The sequence below is a fragment of the Thermodesulfobacteriota bacterium genome, assembly GCA_034189135.1.
GTDB lineage: Bacteria > Desulfobacterota > Desulfobacteria > Desulfobacterales > JAUWMJ01 > JAUWMJ01.
Window position 1 is genome coordinate 46,690 of record JAXHVO010000129.1, and the last position, 18,894, is coordinate 65,583.

The following is an 18,894-nucleotide window of genomic DNA, read 5'->3' on the forward strand; positions in this document are numbered from 1 at the left end:
GGGTAGAAAAAAATTGCCATTCTTAAAAGTTTCAGCTCGAAAGGTCGGTATGAAGTGAAAGTGTTGATTGTGACCCAATATTTCTGGCCGGAAAATTTTCGCATTAATGATCTGGTGTTGGGTTTGAAGGATAGGGGCCATGACGTTAAGGTTTTGACAGGCATACCCAATTATCCGGGCGGTCGGTTTTTTACCGGTTATCAGTTCTTTGGGCCATTATTTGAAACGTATAAAGATATTCCGCTCTTTAGAATCCCTATTATTCCCCGGGGAAATGGAAGCCGAATCCGACTGGTGATGAATTATTTTTCGTTTGTTTTTTTTGCCTGCCTCTTAGGTCCTCTTCGCAGACTGGGTGCCATTGACCTGATTTTTATTTATGAACCCTCTCCAATTACCGTATGCCTGCCCGCGCTTTTATTGAAAAAGCTAAAATCTGCCCCGGTCATGTTCTGGATGCAGGATCTTTGGCCGCAAAGCCTTTCGGCCACCGGTGCCATCCGTTCAAAAAAAATTCTGAAAATGGTGGACATCCTGGTCAGATTTATTTATCGGGGATGTGATCGGATTCTTATACAATCACGTACATTTAGCGAACCGGTAACACACCAGGGCGGGAATCCAAAACGTATTTTATATTTCCCCAACAGCGCAGAGGCACTTTATAAACCGTTAAAACCGGAATCAAATGCCCCTGAACGTGGCTTGATGCCTGAAGGGTTCTGTGTCACTTTTGCGGGAAATATCGGTGCTGCACAGGATTTTGCTACTATTTTAAACGCAGCAGAACTGCTTAAAGATCGGACTGAAATTAACTGGGTCATTATCGGTGACGGCCGAATGTTTGCCTGGGTCCAAAGACAGGTCATTGAACGAGGTTTAAGCAAAACTGTACATTTATTAGGCCGATATCCGGCAGAAACAATGCCCCGGTTTTTTGCCCTGTCAGATGCTTTGTTGGTTACCCTTAAAAAGAAACCGATATTTTCACTCACCATACCTTCTAAAGTACAATCCTATCTTGCCTGCGGTAAACCCATAATAGCGGCTCTGGATGGGGAAGGGGCAAGGGTGGTTGATGAGGCCGGTGCAGGGATGTCCTGTTCGGCCGAAAACCCGAAAGCATTGGCGGAAACGATTTTGAAGTTGTATAATCTGTCCGAAAGACAGCGGGAGGAAATGGGGAAGAAGGGAAGAAGTTACTTTAAAGAGCATTTTGAACGGGAGATGCTGATTGATCGGCTGGATGGGTGGATGAAAGAACTGGTCACACCAAGCCACTAAGGCACAAAGAAAAGAAGTTAATGGATAAAGATGGAATAATGACTGAAAACGAAATAGCTAAGGAGATTGTTGATGCTGCCTATAAGGTACACACAACTCTTGGACCCGGATTGCTGGAATCGGTTTATGAGACTGTTTTGGCGTATGAATTGGAAAAGAGAGATCTAAAAGTGGTTCGTCAACAATCATTGCCAGTCATTTATGAGTCAATAAAATTTGAAGAAGGATTTAGAACAGATATAATTGTTGAAAATAAAGTCATCATTGAACTAAAATCGGTTGAAACAACAGCCCCGGTACACAAGAAACAATTACTAACATATTTAAGACTTTCCGGCTTAAAGTTAGGACTTTTAATCAATTTTGGGTCTCACCTGATCAAAGATGGCATTACAAGGATTATTAACGGTGATCTAAATAATTAAAAAACCTTTGTGTCTTTGTGACTTTGTGTGAAAAAATAAGAGGACTGTATGCGTATTTTAATTCTCGGCGGTGACGGCATGCTGGGTCACCAGCTTTTCAAACACTTAAAGACGAATCATGATGTTCGGGTGACGCTACGTCAGGATCTGGCTGCATATCAAAAGTTCAAACTGTTTAATACTGAAGATACCTATACCGGCATCGATGTTCGGTCTCCCATCAAGCTTGCAGGGGTAATCACCGATTTTCATCCTGAGGTGGTGGTCAATGCCATCGGTATCGTTAAACAATTACCGGAAGCCAGTCAGAGCATCCCCAGCATTGAAATAAATGCCCTGTTTCCCCATCGACTGGCACTCTTGTGTAAAGATATCAGCGCTAGGATGATTCATTTGAGTACCGATTGTGTTTTTTCCGGAAATAAAGGAAACTATAACGAATCAGATACATACGATCCGGATGATTTGTACGGCCGAACCAAGTTTCTGGGTGAAGTAACCGAAAAACATTGCCTGACGTTGCGAACATCAATGATCGGATCAGAGCTTTCTCGCAAGAAAAACCTGCTGGAATGGTTCCTGGCTCAAAGAAACACCGTACAGGGTTATAAAAAGGTTATTTTTTCAGGCTTTACCACATTGGAATTAAGCCGGGTGATAGAAAATATGATTTTAAATTACCCCGAAGCAAACGGTGTGTACCATGTTTCCAGCGAACCGATCAGCAAGTTTGATCTGTTATGCCTGATTAAAAAAGGGTTAAAGCTGCCCGTTGAAATCATTCCGGATGAATCTTTTATTTGTGATCGAAGTCTTGATTCCACCAAATTTCGCCGGGAATTTGATTATCATCCTCCAAGCTGGGAAGAAATGGTAAGTGAACTGTGTGAGGATTTAGCATAGCCGTTTATGGCATGAAACTTGAAATCTGAAATTCAACAGAGACGAATACGAGTTAGAGGAGATCATTCATGATTTTTGAAGGAAAAATAATTTTAGTCACCGGCGGCACGGGTTCCATGGGAAAGACGTTTGTTCGCCGGGTATTAACCGGTGAACTGGGAACGCCCAAAAAGGTCATTGTATTTTCCAGGGATGAAGCCAAGCAGCATGACATGCGCATGTCTTACCTGAATAAAATTGTAGCCACCGATGAAGTGATTTACCGAAATTTCATGAGCACGCTTGAGTTTAGAATCGGTGATGTGCGCAGTTATGCTGATGTCTGCTCAGCCGTAAAACCTGCCGATATTGTAGTCAATGCCGCTGCGCTGAAACAGGTTCCTGCCTGTGAGTATTTTCCCACCCAGGCAGTTTTAACCAACTGCATGGGTGCGGCGAATATTGTACGCGCAATTAGAGAAAACAGCTATCCGGTTGATACGGTTATGGCAATCAGCACTGACAAAGCGTGCAAGCCGATAAACGTCATGGGGATGACCAAATCGATCCAGGAACGAATCGTTACCTCGGCAAATATCATCAACCCAAAAACCCGTTTTATTTGTGTGCGTTACGGCAATGTTCTCGCTTCACGGGGTTCGGTTATCCCGCTGTTTCATGATCAGATCAGAAATGGCGGCCCGGTGACGCTGACTGTTCCGGATATGACACGCTTTCTTTTAAGCCTGGACCAGGCGGTTGATACAGTCTTCACTGCGTTGCGTGAGGCAAAACGGGGTGAAACCTATGTTCCCAGGGCCCCCTCGGCCACGGTGATAAACATGGCAAAAGCGTTGATCGGCGATAGAAACATAGAGATAAAAGTGACCGGCATCCGCCCCGGAGAAAAAATGCATGAAATAATGGTTTCAGAAGAAGAGGCCAATCATTGTGTGAAACGCGGGGATTATTTTTCTATTTTACCTATGCTGCCGGAACTGCTGGATGACAGTGCAAAAGAACCCAATGCACTTGACTCAGAATTCAGTTCAGCGGATACGCTTCTTGGCTTTGAAGACACCATTGATTTGCTGAAAAAAAATAAGTTGATGGTTGAGGATGTTGAATCAAATAATGGGGAACTGCTCCGCTAATTTTGATGGCGTCGTAAAAAGTCGCATCTACTGCGTTGCAGCGGTTTTTCAGACACTCAGCATACTACAGGTATTGCATCGTCCCTGAAAAACAACTGCGCCTTGTATATGGAACTTTCTACTTAGCACCACAAGGGCATTTCCTGCGGGCACCATCGGTGATACTCTTTAAGAGACCGACAATTTTTAACCACGGATCTTTCTATAAATACAGTGTGTTGTTGGTAATAAAGTAGAGGACACTCTCATCCAAAAAAGGTAATAAATAATGACAATAAAGGTTATGACCATTGTGGGGACAAGGCCTGAATTAATCAAGCTTTGCCGGGTGATCAACGAGCTGGACCTGCACACGGATCATGTTCTGGCTCACACCGGGCAGAATTTTGATTTTGAGCTCAACGAAATATTCTTCAAGGATCTTAAAATACGCAAACCGGATCATTTCCTTGATGCGGCAGGAAAAACAGCCGCGGAAACCATCGGAAATGTGATTGCAAATTCAGATAAGGTGATGGCGTTGGAAAAACCGGATGCCATGCTGCTGCTGGGTGATACCAACAGCTGCCTGGCCGTTATTTCAGCCAAACGTCGAAAGATACCGATATTTCACATGGAAGCCGGAAACCGCTGTTTCGATCAAAGGGTACCGGAGGAAATCAACCGTAAAATTGTGGACCACACCAGTGACATTAACCTGACCTACACTGAACATGCCCGCCGATATCTTATGATGGAAGGCTTGAAACCTGAAACCATCATAAAAACCGGCTCGCCCATGAAAGAGGTGCTGAACCATTACACACCCCAAATTGAAAAGTCAGAGGCTCTTAAGCGACTTAAAGTGGAATCCGGCCAGTACATCGTGGTGAGTGCCCACAGGGAGGAAAATGTTGATCTGGAAAATAACTTTGGAGATCTGCTGGAATCGTTAAATTCAATTGCCGGGAAATATGACAGGCCTGTCATTGTTTCCACCCATCCCCGAACCCGAAAAAAACTTGAGGAACATGTGGGTTTTAAAGCGGACGGGCGTATTCAATTTCTAAAACCACTGGGATTTTTTGACTACGTCAAGCTACAGATGAACGCTTTTTGTGTGGTTTCAGACAGCGGTACAATTACCGAAGAGTCTTCCATTTTAGATTTCCCGGCGGTCACCATTAGACAGGCCCATGAACGCCCGGAAGGAATGGATGAGGGGACTTTGATTATGTGCGGCCTAAAATCCGACAGGATTATCGAGTCCATTGACATCGTGAGGTCGCATTATCTGAAAAACCAGCGGCAATTTAGGCTGGTTAACGACTATGACTCGGACAATGTTTCCAAGAAGGTGTTGCGCATCATCATGAGTTACACCGATTATGTGAATCGAACAGTCTGGCACCTGGTATAATAGGACACAGATAAACACAGATTTACAGGATAAAAAATATAAGCTTCCGCTTATAGCTTAACAATATGTCAGGAATAAAAAAAATACTGGTTACAGGCGCCGGCGGTTTTATCGGACGTGCACTGTGCACCAGAATGTCAGCTGAGGGTTGGCATGTCCGTGGAACGGTCAGGTCTGAAAAAGATATCAACCGGTTGCCGGAAGGTATCGAGGCTGTTTCAATCGGATCAATCGATGCGGATACCAGGTGGGATGATGCCCTAAGAGACATTGATACGGTTGTTCATCTGGCCGCACGGGTGCACGTGATGGATGACACTGCCGTAAACCGCCTTGAGGCGTTCAGAAAAATGAACGTGGTAGCGACCAAACATTTTGCTCAATCAGCATCATCTGCCGGTGTGAGACGGTTTATATTTATGAGTTCAATCAAAGTAAATGGTGAGGGGAGGGAAACTGCATACACCGAAGATGATGAAGAAGCGCCTGAAGATCCCTATGGGGTGAGCAAATGGGAGGCAGAGCAGCAATTACGAAAGATAGCTGATATGTCCGGTCTGGAAACGGTCATACTAAGGCCGCCTTTAGTATATGGGCCAGGAGTAAAAGCTAATTTTCTGCGACTTGTAAGTCTGGTAAAATTCGGAATTCCGCTTCCGTTTGGATGTATAAAAAATCGCCGGAGCCTGATATATATTGGTAATCTTATTGATACAATTATAACTTGCATGACTAATACTGATGCGGCTGGCAAGACCTATCTTGTAAGCGATGGGGAAGATGTATCCACGCCTGAACTGATCCGTAGGATTGGAGCTGCTTCAGGACGGCGAACATTATTGCTGCCGGTTCCGGTCTGGATTATAAGAATGGCTGGAAGGATTTCTGGCAAGCATGATGAGGTTGAAAGGCTTGTTGGATCGTTAACGGTTGATATCTCTAAAATTTACAGGGAATTGGAGTGGGAGCCTCCTTATTCAATGGAACATGGACTCAGAGAAACTTTAAAATGGTATCAAAAAGCAGGATAGCTTTTAGACTTAAACTTCTCTTAATTAATCCAGCGCGAAAAACTAATCAAAAAATATTTGGTTGACATTTCATTAAATTATCTTTATTAATAAGATTATGATATATCAAGATCTTGTTTCATCAATAAACGCACCCTTTTTTTCAAAAAATGATATCTTGCTTGCAGGAGCAAAGGTATACGATTATCAGTTAACCCGCTGGTCACAAAAGGGTTATATAATAAAATTAAAAAATGGAATATATGCTTTCAGCAAAGATTATGAAAGAATCAATGGTAACGAAGTTGCTTCCTTGATTTACCAGCCCAGCTATTTAAGCCTGGAAAGCGCACTTTCGTTTTATGGTTTTATTCCCGAAATAGTTTATGCTTATGTCAGTTTAACCGGCAAAACTAACAGGAAATTTACTAATAAATTTGGTAACTTTATCTATCGGCATATAAAGAGTGAGCTTTTTTGGGGATACCGCGAAGTTAAAACAGAAAGCTGGTGGTATCTTATTGCAGAACCGGAAAAAGCAGTTCTCGATTATCTGTATTTAAACCTGGCAAAAATTAATAGCTTGACTGATTTTGAAAACGTAAGATTTAATTATGATATGCTAGAAAAGACTCTGGATAAAGAAAAATTTATAAGGTATTTGCAGGCATTTGGAATAAAAAAAATGGAAAGGTGGGCGGCTAAATGCTTACATTAGAGCAAATATCAGAGTATTTTCCGAAAGAAATACTTAAAAGAAATCCGCACGGAGCCCTGGTTGAATACCTGCAATATGAACTATTAGATTCTTTGTATAAAAATAAGGAAGCCATTTACCTTAGTTTTATCGGAGGCACAGCCATCAGGATTTTGCAGCAGAGCCACCGTTTTTCTGAAGATCTTGATTTTGATAATTTTGGCCTTTCATTTGAACAGTTCGATTCTTTAATGAAAAAATCATGCCGGGATATGGAGATAAAAGGATTTCTTATTGAGCATAGAATAGTCGAGCGAAGTGCATATCATTGCTATATACGATTTCCTGAAATCCTGCATAAAGCAGGAATAACCAGCGATATGGGAAAAAAAATATTAATAAGGATAGATATGGAAGCTAAAGAAAAATTGTATAACCCTCAGAAATTTCTGCTAAATAAATTTGCAGTTTACAGACAAATTCTGACAGCGCCTGTTTCAGTACTTTTATCCCAGAAAATGTTCGCGGTATTACAAAGAAAACGTGAAAAAGGTCGTGACTTATATGACGTGTCCTTTTTATTGGGCATAACTGGACCTGATTTCTCTTATATTGATAAATATTTTGCTGCCGATAGAACAAATTTCTTAAAGATATTTAAAGATAGAGTAGACAATCTGGATCTAAAATATTTAGCCAAGGATGTTGAGCCATTTTTATTTTCCAATGAACAAAAAGAAAGAATATTAAGCTTTAGGGAATATTGGCGACAACGGAGTATATCTATCTAATATTATTTAATATCAATTAGTTAACTAGTTTTATAGTTCTGCAGAATGAAACGAATATTTGATATTTTTCTAGCTATAGTCGTTATAATTATCTCAACCCTACCCATGTTAGCAATAGCCTTCTTAATAAAGATTACTTCCAAAGGTTCTATACTCTACTGGTCGAACAGGGTTGGAAAAAACAATAAGATTTTCCGGATGCCAAAGTTCAGGACAATGAAGGCGGATACGCCTGCCATGGCGACACACCTTATGAAAAATCCGGAACAGTACTGCACGCCTGTAGGAACATTTCTGCGTAAAACAAGCCTGGATGAACTGCCGCAACTTTATAGTGTTCTCAAGGGAGATATGAGCTTTGTGGGGCCACGACCGGCACTTTTTAATCAGGATGACCTGATTGAGCTGAGAACCAAAAAAGGAATCCATCACCTTATTCCCGGCATTACCGGTTGGGCACAGATTAATGGCAGGGATGACCTCCCTATTCCACAAAAGGTTGACCTGGATGAGTTTTATCTTAGACATCACTCTTTTATGTTTGATTTGAAAACAATTTTTCTGACTTTTTTCAGTGTGTTGTGGAGTAGGGGGGTGCAACATTGATGGCTAAGTAAAAAATCTCATCTACTGCGTTGTAGCGTTTTTTCAGGACCTCAACATACTATTTGTATAGTCTCGTTCCTGAAAAAGCACTACGCCTTGCATATGAACTTTTTTACTTAGCCATCAGACACTTAATTAACTTTTTTTTTACAAAACCGTCTAAATCGCAATTAATTATATACATATTATCTATTTGATGGTGAAATGAAATTTAAGCAATTTTATAAAAATTTTTTGATCATATTACTGGTGGATATGCTGCTTCTGGCGGCATCATTGATCGGAGCTCACCTGATCCGTTTTGAATTCAGTATTCCTGTGAATTTCATGAAATCACTGATACGAATACTGCCCTGGGCTTTGCTGGTAAAATTAATCTGTTTTTACATGTTTAATCTGTATCGGGGGATGTGGCGCTACACCAGCATTTCCGATCTATTCAATGTCATCAAGGCATCCACTGTTAGTACCTTGCTTGTTGTTTTTTTTGTTTTGTTTAAATCCGGATTTATCGGATACTCGCGTTCGGTATTTCTCATTGACTGGTGTTTAACTGTTTTTTTTATTGCCGGGTTTCGCCTGGGCGTGAGGATGTTTTATGAGCAATTCAGCAAAGATCAGCCGTCACCTTCTGATTTTCTCACCGCATTCAGAGTTTTCGCGCACAGAAAAAAAGACAGCAAAAATCTGATTATCATTGGGGCAGGGAATTGCGGTGAAAAGATTTTTCGCGAGATACACAACAACAAAGAATTACAATACAACGTGGTCGGTTTTCTCGATGACAGTAAAAATAAAATCGGCAGAACCATTCATGGCATACCCGTACTCGGCCGTATAGATGATATCATCGTTTTAACCAAAAAGGTAAAGGCCAACGAAGCTCTGATTGCTATTCCTTCAGCACGTGGACGGCAAATGCGCAGGATCGTTGAGCTCTGTAAATCAAGTGCCATCCCGTTTAAAACAGTACCCGGTTACGGGGAGCTGATTAATGGTCGGGTGACGGTTAATGCCATTCGAGAAGTGGCTTACCGGGATCTTTTGGGCCGCGAAATGGTCAAACTTGATGAAAAACAAATCGGTGCGTATCTCGCGGGACAAAATGTGCTGGTAACCGGAGCGGGCGGGTCTATCGGTTCTGAACTATGCAGGCAGATCTGCCGGTTTAAGCCCGGTTCTATTTTATTATTTGAAAGAGCGGAAAGCCCTTTATACGAAATCGAGCTTGAACTCAAAAAAAATTTTGCTGACATCAAGGTGGTACCTATTCTGGCAGACATTCAACATAAATTGCAAATCGAAAAGGTTTTTCATCAATACGAACCTCAAACTGTTTTCCATGCGGCGGCATATAAACACGTCCCCATGCTGGAGCTGCAGCCCTGGAAAGCTTTGGAGAATAATATCCAGGGAACGGCAAACCTGCTTGAAATTGTAACAAAATTTAACATTGAGCGTTTTGTTTTCGTTTCCACCGATAAGGCGGTGCGTCCCACCAATGTGATGGGTGCCTCAAAACGAGTGGCAGAGATGCTGGTATCCGCTCAGAACAGCTGTGGGCATTCTAAAACTCGCTTTATCATTGTTCGTTTCGGTAATGTGGTGGGAAGTGTGGGAAGTGTGGTCCCGCTTTTTAAAAAACAGATCGAGAATGGAGGACCGGTCACGGTGACCCATCCGGAGGTGACACGGTATTTCATGACCATTCCGGAAGCGTGCCAGCTTATTCTTCAGGCAGGTGCCATGGGCAGTGGTGGAGAGATATATCTTTTGGACATGGGGACCACCATCAAGATTTCCGACATGGCGCGGGATCTTATTCGACTTTCCGGATTTGAACCGGATGTCGATATCAAAATCGAATATATCGGTTTAAGGCCCGGAGAAAAGCTTTATGAAGAGCTTATTACCGAGGGTGAGAATGTGGTTCCCACCGGTCATGAGAAAATAATGGTGTTAAAAGGGATGGAATGTAACCTTCAGACATTAAACGGCCAAATAGAAGATTTGACCGCCTTGGCGCCAAAACAGGATGAAGGTAGAATTAAAACCAAACTCAAGGAAATCGTACCCGAATATTCTCCTGCGCATTGAACATATGGAAAATTTGAATAGAAATAAAATCAGATTGTTAGTTGAAAAAGGTGTCCGTATTCCCAACCCTGAAAGTGTTGAAATTGGTAATGAAGTTGATACGGAAAAGATTTCCGGCAATGGGGTTACCATTTATACCGGAAGTAAAATATTCGGCGGCACCACCCTCATTTTGCAAGGATCAGATATCGGTTACGAAGGGCCGGTGACCATTGATAATTGCCAGATTGGACCTGAAGTAAAGCTTAAAAGCGGATACTTTAAGCAATCGGTTTTTCTACATAAAGTGAGTATGGGATCCGGTTCACATGTCAGGGAAGGAACCATACTGGAAGAAGAGGCCAGCGTGGCCCATACAGTGGGTTTAAAACAGACCATCCTTTTTCCCTTCGTCACCCTGGGGAGCCTGATTAATTTCTGCGACTGTTTTATGGCCGGGGGAACAGACCGTAAAAACCACAGTGAAGTGGGCAGTGCCTATATCCACTTTAACTATACACCGAATCAGGACAAGGCCACCCCTTCACTCATCGGTGATGTGCCCAACGGCGTTATGCTGAATCAGAAACCCATTTTTCTGGGAGGGCAGGGCGGTCTGGTTGGACCTTGCCGATTGGCCTATGGGACAACCATTGCTGCCGGAACGATAAACCGAAAAGATGAGCTCAATCCTGGACGACTGATTTTCGGTGGGGCGAGGAAAAGAGGCAGTATTCCTTTTACACCCGGAATGTATCGCAGCGACAAAAGGGTGATACACAACAACATTATTTACATTGCAAACCTGATGGCACTCAAGCAGTGGTATCGTCATGTGCGTTCCATGTTTATTTCTCCTGATTTTCCTCAGATGCTTTTGGATGGACTTAAGCAAAAGCTTGACATAGCCATAGCAGAACGGATCAAAAGGCTGGGTGAATTATTATGTTTGCAGACGCCCGATACGGGCATGACGAAAGATACGTCAGAGAGAGGTATCCGTCAGCAAAACGAGTTGCAGGATAAATGGCCTGAACTGGAAAACGCGTTTAAAACACATAAAAACAAACCAGGCGACCAGAGTATCAGGGACTTATTTCTGGAAAAGATAGAACTTGGAATTAAAAAATTCGGCCGGGAGTACATTCCGGTCATCAAAGGACTTTCAGCTGAAGATGCCACTCAGGGAACAAAATGGCTTCAGGGTATCGTGGATGATATTGCTGAACAGGCCGTTAAAATACTACCATCATTTAATAAAAACTTAAAGCACTGAGAACTCGGAGAACACAAATCGTCTAATTTTTTAGCATTTCGGTTTTCTTTGCGAACTTTGCGGTTATTATTACGAAAGAGATATATTGGGGAAATTATTCGGAACAGACGGAATAAGAGGCGTGGCAAATGAATATCCGATCACCTGCGAAATGGCCATGGATATCGGAAGAGCGGTTGCTTACCTTTTTCGCAGCGGAACAGACAGATCAAAGATTGTCATCGGTAAAGATACCCGAATATCCGGTGACATGATTGAATATGCTTTGGTTTCAGGTATTTGTTCAATGGGACTTGATGCACTACTTACAGGTGTTTTGCCCACTCCCGGCATCGCCTACATGACTTCGTCACTGGGTGCTACTGCCGGAATCGTCATATCCGCATCGCATAATCCTTTTTATGACAATGGTATAAAGCTTTTCAATAAGGAAGGTTTTAAGCTGTCTGATGCCAAAGAAGAAGAAATCGAGCATATGTTATTAAACAAACATTCTGATTTAATACACAAAACCATTCGTGATACCGGCAGAGCGTTAGAAGTTGAAGATGCGGGTGAAAAATACAGCGGTTTTCTGAAATCAGCATTGCCTGAAGATTTTATCCTGGAAGGGATGAAAATAGTTATTGATTGTGCCAACGGTGCCACATATCAGGTTGCACCGAAATTATTTAAAGAGCTGGATGCTGAGGTATATTCTATATTTATTTCACCGAACGGCAAAAATATAAATGAAAACTGTGGTTCTCAACATACTGAAAAACTTTGCGAAATAGTGCTAAAGACAGAGGCAGACATTGGTCTTGCATTTGACGGCGATGGTGACCGGCTCATTGCGGTGGATGAGAAAGGAGATGTCACCAGCGGTGACCAGATACTTGCTGTTTGTGCAAACACGATGAAACAAAGGGATAAACTTAAAAATAATCTGGCGATCAGCACGGTTATGAGCAATTTGGGACTTAAAGTTGCTTTGAAAAATATGAATATCGACCATATGATGACCGACGTGGGTGATCGCTATGTGATGGAACAGATGATTTCTTCAGGCGCGGTTTTGGGCGGTGAAGATTCCGGCCATATGATATTTTTAGATCAGCAGACCACCGGTGACGGTATTCTTACCGCTTTAAAATTGATTGAATCCATGAAATTTGAATCAAAACCCTTATCCGAACTTAAAAAAGTCATGACGGTTTTTCCCCAGTCTTTGATTAATGTGGAGGTTAAAAGCAAGCCGGAAATGAAAACGCTGCACGATCTCCAGGAAGCGATTGAATCAGTTGAAAAAAATCTTGGAGAACAGGGCAGGGTGCTGGTTCGCTATTCAGGGACTCAGCCGGTTTGCCGGGTGATGGTGGAAGGACCAACTGAAGAAGAAACCCGAAGATATTGTAAACAACTGGCTGATATAGTTAAGAATAAAATTGGATAGGCGTTATCGCTGGTGCATTACACTAATTGTAATGCACCGGCTATATTTATATTAGTCTCTGCTGACACCCAGAATATGTAACAGAAAAATAAACATATTGATAAAATCAAGATACAATGTCAGGGCGCCCATAATGGCGCCTTTTCTAATCACCGCTGCACCCAGTCCATCTGGCTGCGTCAGTGCCATATTTTTTAATTTTTGTGTGTCATATGCAGTCAAACCAACAAAAATGAACACGCCGAGATAGCTGATAATCATTTGCAGACCGTGGCTTCCGATAAACATATTTACCACAGTGGCGATAATGATTCCGATCAATCCCATAAACATAAACTGTCCCACACCGGTTAAATCCCGTTTGGTGACCATGCCGAAAACGCTGCAGGCCGCAAAGGTGGCTGCACAAACAAAAAAGGTGGACGCAACGGATTGCAAGGTATAATGGTACAAGATAACGGAAAGGGTGATACCATTTAACGCCGAGTATAGCAAAAAAAGTCCGGTTGCGGTTGAAGCCTTAATCTGCTGTATTTTTCTGGCAATTGAAAATACCAAAATCAGTTCGACGATAAACAGACCTAATACCAGCATAAAGTTTTTTCTTAAATAGAATATCAGTTGCTGGTTGCTTATAATATAATAAGAAATGATGCCGGTAATCCCTAAACCGACCGCCATCCAGTTATACACACTTCTAATAAATGAATTGACTTGTACCTGGGCTTGTGTCTGACTAATGGGCACTGGTTGCATTATTACCTCCAATAGGTTAAAATGTTTTTACCTGGTGAAAAATGTAAAATCATACATTAATTGAAATTGCCAAAATATTTATATAATTTTCTGTAGCTAATAATATAATACAAACCTGATTTATTTCAAGAACGATATTATATTAATCGATATAGACCAAAATGAAGCCGGAACAAATATACCAGGAGCTAAAAGATATTGCCGAAAAACTGGGCATTACCGTGTCCGAGCAAAATCTCAGAAAAACAGGTATGGCCGTAAAAAGTGGTTTGTGCAAGGTAAAAGGAAAACCGATTTTCATCATGGACAAGCATAAATCAATTCATAAAAAGAACACCATACTCATATCATTTTTAAAAAGAATGCCACATGAAGATATATATGTGGTGCCGGCCGTTCGGGAGTTAATTTCTAAATAAATCAATTTAAGAAATAAAAAAGAGGGCGGCAAACAATCTACTACATAATTTATCATGGCCTTTTTCACGATTAGAATAAATCCTATATTATGTAAACTTAGCTATTTTATAAAAGATAAAATTGCTAAGTTTACATAATATATCTTATCGGACGTTATTGGTTTAAATAATAATTAAGCCGGAATTCCATGTCGTTGTCGTGAGGAATAAACACCGGACCCGATTTAAATAACAAACCAAACATGCAACAACCCTCCCCACATATCTATACAGTATCCGATCTGAATTCAGAAATTAAATCTCTGCTGGAAAACAAATTTACCTTCCTTTGGATTACCGGTGAAATTTCAAACTTTAGAATGCCGGCTTCCGGCCATTTTTATTTCACCCTTAAAGATCATCAATCACAGATAAGTTCCGTGATGTTTAGTGGCCAAAACCGGAAGTTAAAATTCGACCTTGAAGATGGGTTAAAAATAACCGGTATGGGCAGAATCAGTTTGTTTGAACCCAGGGGGACATACCAAATTATTTTTGAATATATCGAACCTGAAGGTATTGGCGCACTGCAGATTGCTTTTGAACAGCTAAAGGAAAAGCTTCATCTTGAAGGGTTGTTTGACGAAGCACACAAGAAGCCCCTCCCCTTTTTACCGCAAAAAATTACGCTGATCACTTCACCAACCGGTGCGGTTGTCCATGACATGGTTGAGATCGCCAATCGACGACACCCCGGAATACGGCTTGAAATTATTCCAGTCAAAGTTCAGGGCGAAAATGCTGAAAAAGAAATAATCAATGGAATTGATCTGTTAAATAGGCACAGCCATGCTGATTTGGCCATTTTAGCCAGAGGGGGCGGTTCACTTGAGGATTTGCAGGCCTTTAACTCGGAAAAGGTTGCCAGGGCTGTTTTTGCTTCAAACATTCCAATTATTTCAGCGGTTGGCCATGAAACCGATTTTACCATCGTCGATTTTGTATCTGATCTCAGGGCCCCCACTCCTTCCGCAGCAGCTGAACTTGCAGTACCCAATAAGCATGACCTGATTCAATTTATTAATGAAAAAAAGAACTCATTGGAAAATCACATCAAACGGATGATCCGTCATTTATCGGTAAAACTAAACGAAATTCAGCAAAGACTCATTGATCCAAAACGTAAAATCATTGACCTAAGACTTAGAGCTGATGATTATACCACCCGCCTATCCAATAGCATTCATCATTATGTATCTTATGAAAAGGAAAAACTATCCTGGCGAAAAGATAAACTATACTCATATAATCCTTCGGTTTATGTAAATAAACTTAACAATAAACATGATATATTAAGAACTAACTTATTTAATAATATAACTAAATGTATTGATAATTATAAATCAATGCTTAGGGAGAAATCGATCAAACTCGATACATTAAACCCGACGGCAATCCTATCGCGTGGGTACAGTATCACACGGACCTTACCTGAACATTCAGTGGTACGTCATACAACCGAGGTAAATATCCAACAGGATGTTGAGGTTCTGCTTTCTAAAGGAAAATTGAAATGCCGCATCACGGAGGTAAACAAAAAATGCCCAAAATGACTTTTGAGCAATCCATGAATAAACTCGAGCAGATCGTACAGGAACTGGAATCAGGAGATCTGCCGCTTGAAAAGGCAATGACCAAATTTGAAGAAGGAATACAGCTTTCCAAATTGTGTAATGAAAAGCTGGATGAAACAGAAAAAAAAGTCACCCTGTTAATGCAGGATAATCAAGGAAATATTGAAGAAAAGCCGGTTTAGTGTTGGCATACCATATCATAACAGATACCGGAAAATAAAATGTTCGACCTGGTCAGCTATTTAGCGCAAAGACAAAAGTTAATTAATGGTTCGCTGGTAAAAATCATTGAGGGTATACAATGTCACCCAAGACTCCTTTCTGCCTTAAACTATTCGCTTATGGCGGATGGCAAGAGGCTCAGGCCGATTTTATGTCTGGCAGCCTGCGAGGCGATCGGCGATACATATGAACCCGCCCTGACAGCCGCGTGCGCCCTAGAAATGATCCATACCTACTCATTGATCCATGACGACCTGCCGGCGATGGATGATGATCAGTTGAGAAGGGGAAAACAGACATGCCACATTAAATATGATGAAGCAACTGCGATATTAGCCGGCGATGCCCTGCTGACTCTGGCCTTCCAGATCCTTTCATCACCCGTCAATATAAAAGAAGACCAAGACTCAGTATGGCTTAAGGTAATCCATTTAATTGCCGGTGCATCCGGATACAAGGGTATGATCGACGGACAAATGAAAGATATCATGTCTGAAGGAACATTGCTTTCTTTGGATGATCTTGAAGATATGCATGCTTTAAAAACAGGAGCTTTGATTGAAGCATCCATTTGTGCTGGTGCGGTGTTGGGACATGGAAGCCCAGAGCAAATCAAACAACTAAAAATCTATGCAAAAAAAATAGGCCTGGCATTTCAGGTTACCGACGACATTTTAAATGTTGAAGGAAATCCTGACGTTATGGGGAAAGCGGTGGGTACGGACAAAAACCGTCACAAAAGCACCTACCCTCTCATAATGGGATTAAAAGAATCAAAAATATTTGCCACCAACCTGATTAATAATGCCTTGAAAGCGATAGAAATATTTGATAATAAGGCGGATCCCCTCAGGGCGATTGCAACGTATATATTTACAAGAAAAAAGTGACTGGTTTCTAAATGGCAAAGAGTCTTATTGAAAAAATAAATTCCCCTGACGACTTAAGGAAACTCCCTCGATCGGATCTACCTCTGTTGGCCAAAGAGATACGCAAAACCATCGTGGATGTTGTAGCTAAAAACGGCGGCCATCTTGCGTCAAGTCTGGGAGCGGTTGAACTGGCCATTGCTATTCATTATGTTTTTAATACACCCGCTGATAAAGTAATCTGGGATGTCGGTCACCAGACTTATGCACATAAAATACTTACCGGAAGAAAAAGCCGGTTTCATACCTTAAGAAAACTTGATGGTATTTCCGGTTTTACCCGCAGCAGTGAAAGCAATTTTGATGCATTTTCCACCGGTCACAGCGGAACCTCGATTTCGGCTGGGCTCGGTATGGCCTGTGCCAAACATCTGAAAAAGGAATCTTCCAAGGTCATTGCAGTTATCGGAGATGGTTCCATGACTTCAGGATTGGCCTTCGAGGGTCTTAATCAGGCAGGAGATACCCATAAGGACAAGGACATTATCGTCATATTAAACGATAATGACATGTCCATTTCACGCAATGTAGGCGCGCTGTCCTCTTTTCTGAGTCGAAAACTATCTTCAAAAAAAATGCAGGAATTAAGAAAGGACTTTGGGTCTTTTTTAAGATCACTGCCAAAGGTGGGAGATGATATTTATCAAATTGCCAAACGAACCGAAGACTCTTTCAAAACATTTGTCACTCCCGGTATGTTGTTTGAGGCCTATAACTTTGAATATTTTGGACCGATAAACGGTCACAACCTGGATCATCTTATCAATATTCTGATTAATATTAAATATTTAAAAGAGCCTGTTCTCTTACACGTTACCACCATAAAAGGAAAAGGATACGCACCTGCTGAAAAAGATCCTGTATATTTTCACGGTTGCGGCAGCTTTGACGCTAAAACCGGTCACTGTATCATTAAATCTGATTCATCCCCCACCTACACCGAAGTTTTCGGCGATACCATGGTTGAACTGGCAAACAAAGATAAAAATATCGTGGCGGTTACTGCGGCCATGCCTGAAGGTACGGGACTGGTTAAATTTGCCAAAGCTCACCCGGATCGTTTTTTTGATGTCGGTATTGCCGAACAGCATGGGGTCACCTTTGCCGCAGGATTGGCAGCAGAAGGTTTTAAACCGGTGGTGGCCATCTATTCCACCTTTTTGCAGCGTGCTTATGATCAGATGATACACGATGTCTGCTTAGAAGCCCTGCCGGTTGTTTTTGCCATTGACAGGGGCGGCATTGTCGGCGAGGATGGGCCCACCCATCACGGGCTGTTTGATCTCTCATATCTTAGAAGCCTGCCCAACATGACTGTCATGGCTCCAAGTGATGAAAATGAACTGTGTCGGATGCTTAAAACTGCCCTTTCTCATAATGGTCCCGTTGCCATTCGATATCCCAGGGGAAAAGCAGCGATTCCAAAGACAGAAGATAAAGATACTTTGATTTCAATCGGAAAAGCAGAAGTTTTAACTCAAGGAGATGACATTCTTGTTTTTTGTATCGGAGGTTCCGTCTATGAATCACTGGCTGCACATTCAGAATTGTTAACGGCGGATATATCCGTAACGATTGTTAATTGTCGTTTTGTCAAACCGCTTGATACCGATTTAATATGCTCTCTTGCAGAAAAAATCCCCCGAATCATTACTGTGGAAGAAAATGTTCTCCAGGGAGGTTTTGGTAGCGCAATTCTCGAATGTTTAAATGATCACCACATCACTTCATTTTTCCTCAAACGAATAGGTGTTGCCGATACTTTTGTTGAGCACGGTTCACAGCATCTCCTCAGAAAAAAATACCGAATTGACGCACAGGCTATTGTAAATACAGCCAAAGAGCTTATGGATGCTTGAAGTATTGGTTTAAGTAAATGTGTACTTAACCAGTTTAAGCGAAGCCTAAATACTGCAAAAA

Annotated in this window: 18 protein-coding genes; 17 read left to right on the forward strand and 1 reads right to left on the reverse strand. The window is 41.7% G+C overall.

From position 1 onward, the window contains the following. The first annotated feature begins 54 nt into the window (after nucleotides 1-54). The 12 genes from SWH54_18905 (at nucleotide 55) to glmM (ending at nucleotide 13,035) form a co-directional block, all read left to right on the forward strand. Nucleotides 55-1,284, forward strand: coding sequence for a glycosyltransferase family 4 protein (locus SWH54_18905; GenBank protein MDY6793341.1), 1,230 nt, complete (start codon nucleotides 55-57; stop codon nucleotides 1,282-1,284). 38 nt (nucleotides 1,285-1,322) lie between these two features. Then, the gene (locus SWH54_18910) at nucleotides 1,323-1,709 is read left to right on the forward strand and encodes a GxxExxY protein (GenBank protein MDY6793342.1); all 387 of its coding nucleotides are present in this window, start codon (nucleotides 1,323-1,325) and stop codon (nucleotides 1,707-1,709) included. Between the two features lie 48 nt (nucleotides 1,710-1,757). Next, nucleotides 1,758-2,612 (forward strand): SDR family oxidoreductase, encoded by an 855-nt coding sequence (locus SWH54_18915; protein ID MDY6793343.1) that lies wholly within the window; start codon nucleotides 1,758-1,760, stop codon nucleotides 2,610-2,612. Nucleotides 2,613-2,680: 68 nt separating this feature from the next. After that, the gene (locus SWH54_18920) at nucleotides 2,681-3,745 is read left to right on the forward strand and encodes a polysaccharide biosynthesis protein (protein ID MDY6793344.1); all 1,065 of its coding nucleotides are present in this window, start codon (nucleotides 2,681-2,683) and stop codon (nucleotides 3,743-3,745) included. 268 nt (nucleotides 3,746-4,013) lie between these two features. Then, on the forward strand, nucleotides 4,014-5,144 hold the full coding sequence (gene wecB, locus SWH54_18925; GenBank protein MDY6793345.1) for a UDP-N-acetylglucosamine 2-epimerase (non-hydrolyzing): 1,131 nt from the start codon (nucleotides 4,014-4,016) through the stop codon (nucleotides 5,142-5,144). 65 nt (nucleotides 5,145-5,209) lie between these two features. Then, complete coding sequence (locus SWH54_18930; GenBank protein ID MDY6793346.1) at nucleotides 5,210-6,175, forward strand: SDR family oxidoreductase; 966 nt, start codon at nucleotides 5,210-5,212, stop codon at nucleotides 6,173-6,175. Between the two features lie 97 nt (nucleotides 6,176-6,272). After that, nucleotides 6,273-6,872, forward strand: coding sequence for a hypothetical protein (locus SWH54_18935; GenBank protein ID MDY6793347.1), 600 nt, complete (start codon nucleotides 6,273-6,275; stop codon nucleotides 6,870-6,872). Then, entirely contained in the window at nucleotides 6,860-7,642 is a 783-nt protein-coding gene (locus SWH54_18940; protein MDY6793348.1) for a nucleotidyl transferase AbiEii/AbiGii toxin family protein, read from the forward strand. Before SWH54_18935 ends, SWH54_18940 begins: the two co-directional genes overlap by 13 nt. A 45-nt stretch (nucleotides 7,643-7,687) precedes the next feature. Further along, on the forward strand, nucleotides 7,688-8,248 hold the full coding sequence (locus tag SWH54_18945) for a sugar transferase (GenBank protein MDY6793349.1): 561 nt from the start codon (nucleotides 7,688-7,690) through the stop codon (nucleotides 8,246-8,248). 204 nt (nucleotides 8,249-8,452) lie between these two features. Further along, complete coding sequence (locus SWH54_18950; GenBank protein ID MDY6793350.1) at nucleotides 8,453-10,345, forward strand: nucleoside-diphosphate sugar epimerase/dehydratase; 1,893 nt, start codon at nucleotides 8,453-8,455, stop codon at nucleotides 10,343-10,345. A gap of 13 nt (nucleotides 10,346-10,358) precedes the next feature. Beyond that, the gene (locus SWH54_18955) at nucleotides 10,359-11,600 is read left to right on the forward strand and encodes a hypothetical protein (GenBank protein ID MDY6793351.1); all 1,242 of its coding nucleotides are present in this window, start codon (nucleotides 10,359-10,361) and stop codon (nucleotides 11,598-11,600) included. 85 nt (nucleotides 11,601-11,685) lie between these two features. Next, nucleotides 11,686-13,035 carry a phosphoglucosamine mutase gene (gene glmM / locus SWH54_18960; protein ID MDY6793352.1) on the forward strand — a complete coding sequence of 450 codons (1,350 nt, stop codon included), beginning with the start codon at nucleotides 11,686-11,688 and terminating at the stop codon, nucleotides 13,033-13,035. A gap of 51 nt (nucleotides 13,036-13,086) precedes the next feature. On the opposite strand, the gene SWH54_18965 is transcribed toward glmM, so the two are convergent. Then, a complete protein-coding gene (locus SWH54_18965) occupies nucleotides 13,087-13,791 on the reverse strand; it encodes a Bax inhibitor-1/YccA family protein (GenBank protein MDY6793353.1) in 705 nt (234 codons plus the stop codon). A gap of 161 nt (nucleotides 13,792-13,952) precedes the next feature. Here SWH54_18965 and SWH54_18970 point away from each other — a divergent pair, with 161 nt between their 5' ends. The 5 genes from SWH54_18970 to dxs all read left to right on the forward strand — a co-directional run bounded on the left by SWH54_18970 (nucleotide 13,953) and on the right by dxs (nucleotide 18,833). After that, nucleotides 13,953-14,210 carry a hypothetical protein gene (locus SWH54_18970; protein ID MDY6793354.1) on the forward strand — a complete coding sequence of 86 codons (258 nt, stop codon included), beginning with the start codon at nucleotides 13,953-13,955 and terminating at the stop codon, nucleotides 14,208-14,210. Between the two features lie 242 nt (nucleotides 14,211-14,452). Continuing rightward, nucleotides 14,453-15,802 carry an exodeoxyribonuclease VII large subunit gene (gene xseA, locus SWH54_18975; GenBank protein MDY6793355.1) on the forward strand — a complete coding sequence of 450 codons (1,350 nt, stop codon included), beginning with the start codon at nucleotides 14,453-14,455 and terminating at the stop codon, nucleotides 15,800-15,802. Next, a complete protein-coding gene (gene xseB, locus SWH54_18980) occupies nucleotides 15,790-16,005 on the forward strand; it encodes an exodeoxyribonuclease VII small subunit (GenBank protein ID MDY6793356.1) in 216 nt (71 codons plus the stop codon). The genes xseA and xseB overlap by 13 nt, the downstream gene beginning before the upstream one ends. Nucleotides 16,006-16,044: 39 nt before the next feature. Next, nucleotides 16,045-16,935, forward strand: a complete 891-nt coding sequence (locus SWH54_18985; GenBank protein ID MDY6793357.1) for a farnesyl diphosphate synthase — start codon at nucleotides 16,045-16,047, stop codon at nucleotides 16,933-16,935. Nucleotides 16,936-16,946: 11 nt separating this feature from the next. Continuing rightward, nucleotides 16,947-18,833 carry a 1-deoxy-D-xylulose-5-phosphate synthase gene (gene dxs, locus SWH54_18990; protein ID MDY6793358.1) on the forward strand — a complete coding sequence of 629 codons (1,887 nt, stop codon included), beginning with the start codon at nucleotides 16,947-16,949 and terminating at the stop codon, nucleotides 18,831-18,833. The last annotated feature ends 61 nt before the right edge of the window (nucleotides 18,834-18,894 follow it).

Excerpts from the sequence above, each read along its gene's own strand:
- SWH54_18965 (MDY6793353.1), bottom strand. The coding sequence starts at position 13,791 with ATGCAACCAGTGCCCATTAGTCAGACACAAGCCCAGGTACAAGTCAAT.
- SWH54_18920 (MDY6793344.1), top strand. The coding sequence starts at position 2,681 with ATGATTTTTGAAGGAAAAATAATTTTAGTCACCGGCGGCACGGGTTCC.
- SWH54_18970 (MDY6793354.1), top strand. The coding sequence starts at position 13,953 with ATGAAGCCGGAACAAATATACCAGGAGCTAAAAGATATTGCCGAAAAA.
- wecB (MDY6793345.1), top strand. The coding sequence starts at position 4,014 with ATGACAATAAAGGTTATGACCATTGTGGGGACAAGGCCTGAATTAATC.
- SWH54_18930 (MDY6793346.1), top strand. The coding sequence starts at position 5,210 with ATGTCAGGAATAAAAAAAATACTGGTTACAGGCGCCGGCGGTTTTATC.
- xseA (MDY6793355.1), top strand. The coding sequence starts at position 14,453 with ATGCAACAACCCTCCCCACATATCTATACAGTATCCGATCTGAATTCA.
- SWH54_18935 (MDY6793347.1), top strand. The coding sequence starts at position 6,273 with ATGATATATCAAGATCTTGTTTCATCAATAAACGCACCCTTTTTTTCA.
- SWH54_18945 (MDY6793349.1), top strand. The coding sequence starts at position 7,688 with ATGAAACGAATATTTGATATTTTTCTAGCTATAGTCGTTATAATTATC.
- SWH54_18915 (MDY6793343.1), top strand. The coding sequence starts at position 1,758 with ATGCGTATTTTAATTCTCGGCGGTGACGGCATGCTGGGTCACCAGCTT.
- SWH54_18940 (MDY6793348.1), top strand. The coding sequence starts at position 6,860 with ATGCTTACATTAGAGCAAATATCAGAGTATTTTCCGAAAGAAATACTT.
- xseB (MDY6793356.1), top strand. The coding sequence starts at position 15,790 with ATGCCCAAAATGACTTTTGAGCAATCCATGAATAAACTCGAGCAGATC.
- dxs (MDY6793358.1), top strand. The coding sequence starts at position 16,947 with ATGGCAAAGAGTCTTATTGAAAAAATAAATTCCCCTGACGACTTAAGG.
- SWH54_18985 (MDY6793357.1), top strand. The coding sequence starts at position 16,045 with ATGTTCGACCTGGTCAGCTATTTAGCGCAAAGACAAAAGTTAATTAAT.
- SWH54_18910 (MDY6793342.1), top strand. The coding sequence starts at position 1,323 with ATGACTGAAAACGAAATAGCTAAGGAGATTGTTGATGCTGCCTATAAG.
- SWH54_18950 (MDY6793350.1), top strand. The coding sequence starts at position 8,453 with ATGAAATTTAAGCAATTTTATAAAAATTTTTTGATCATATTACTGGTG.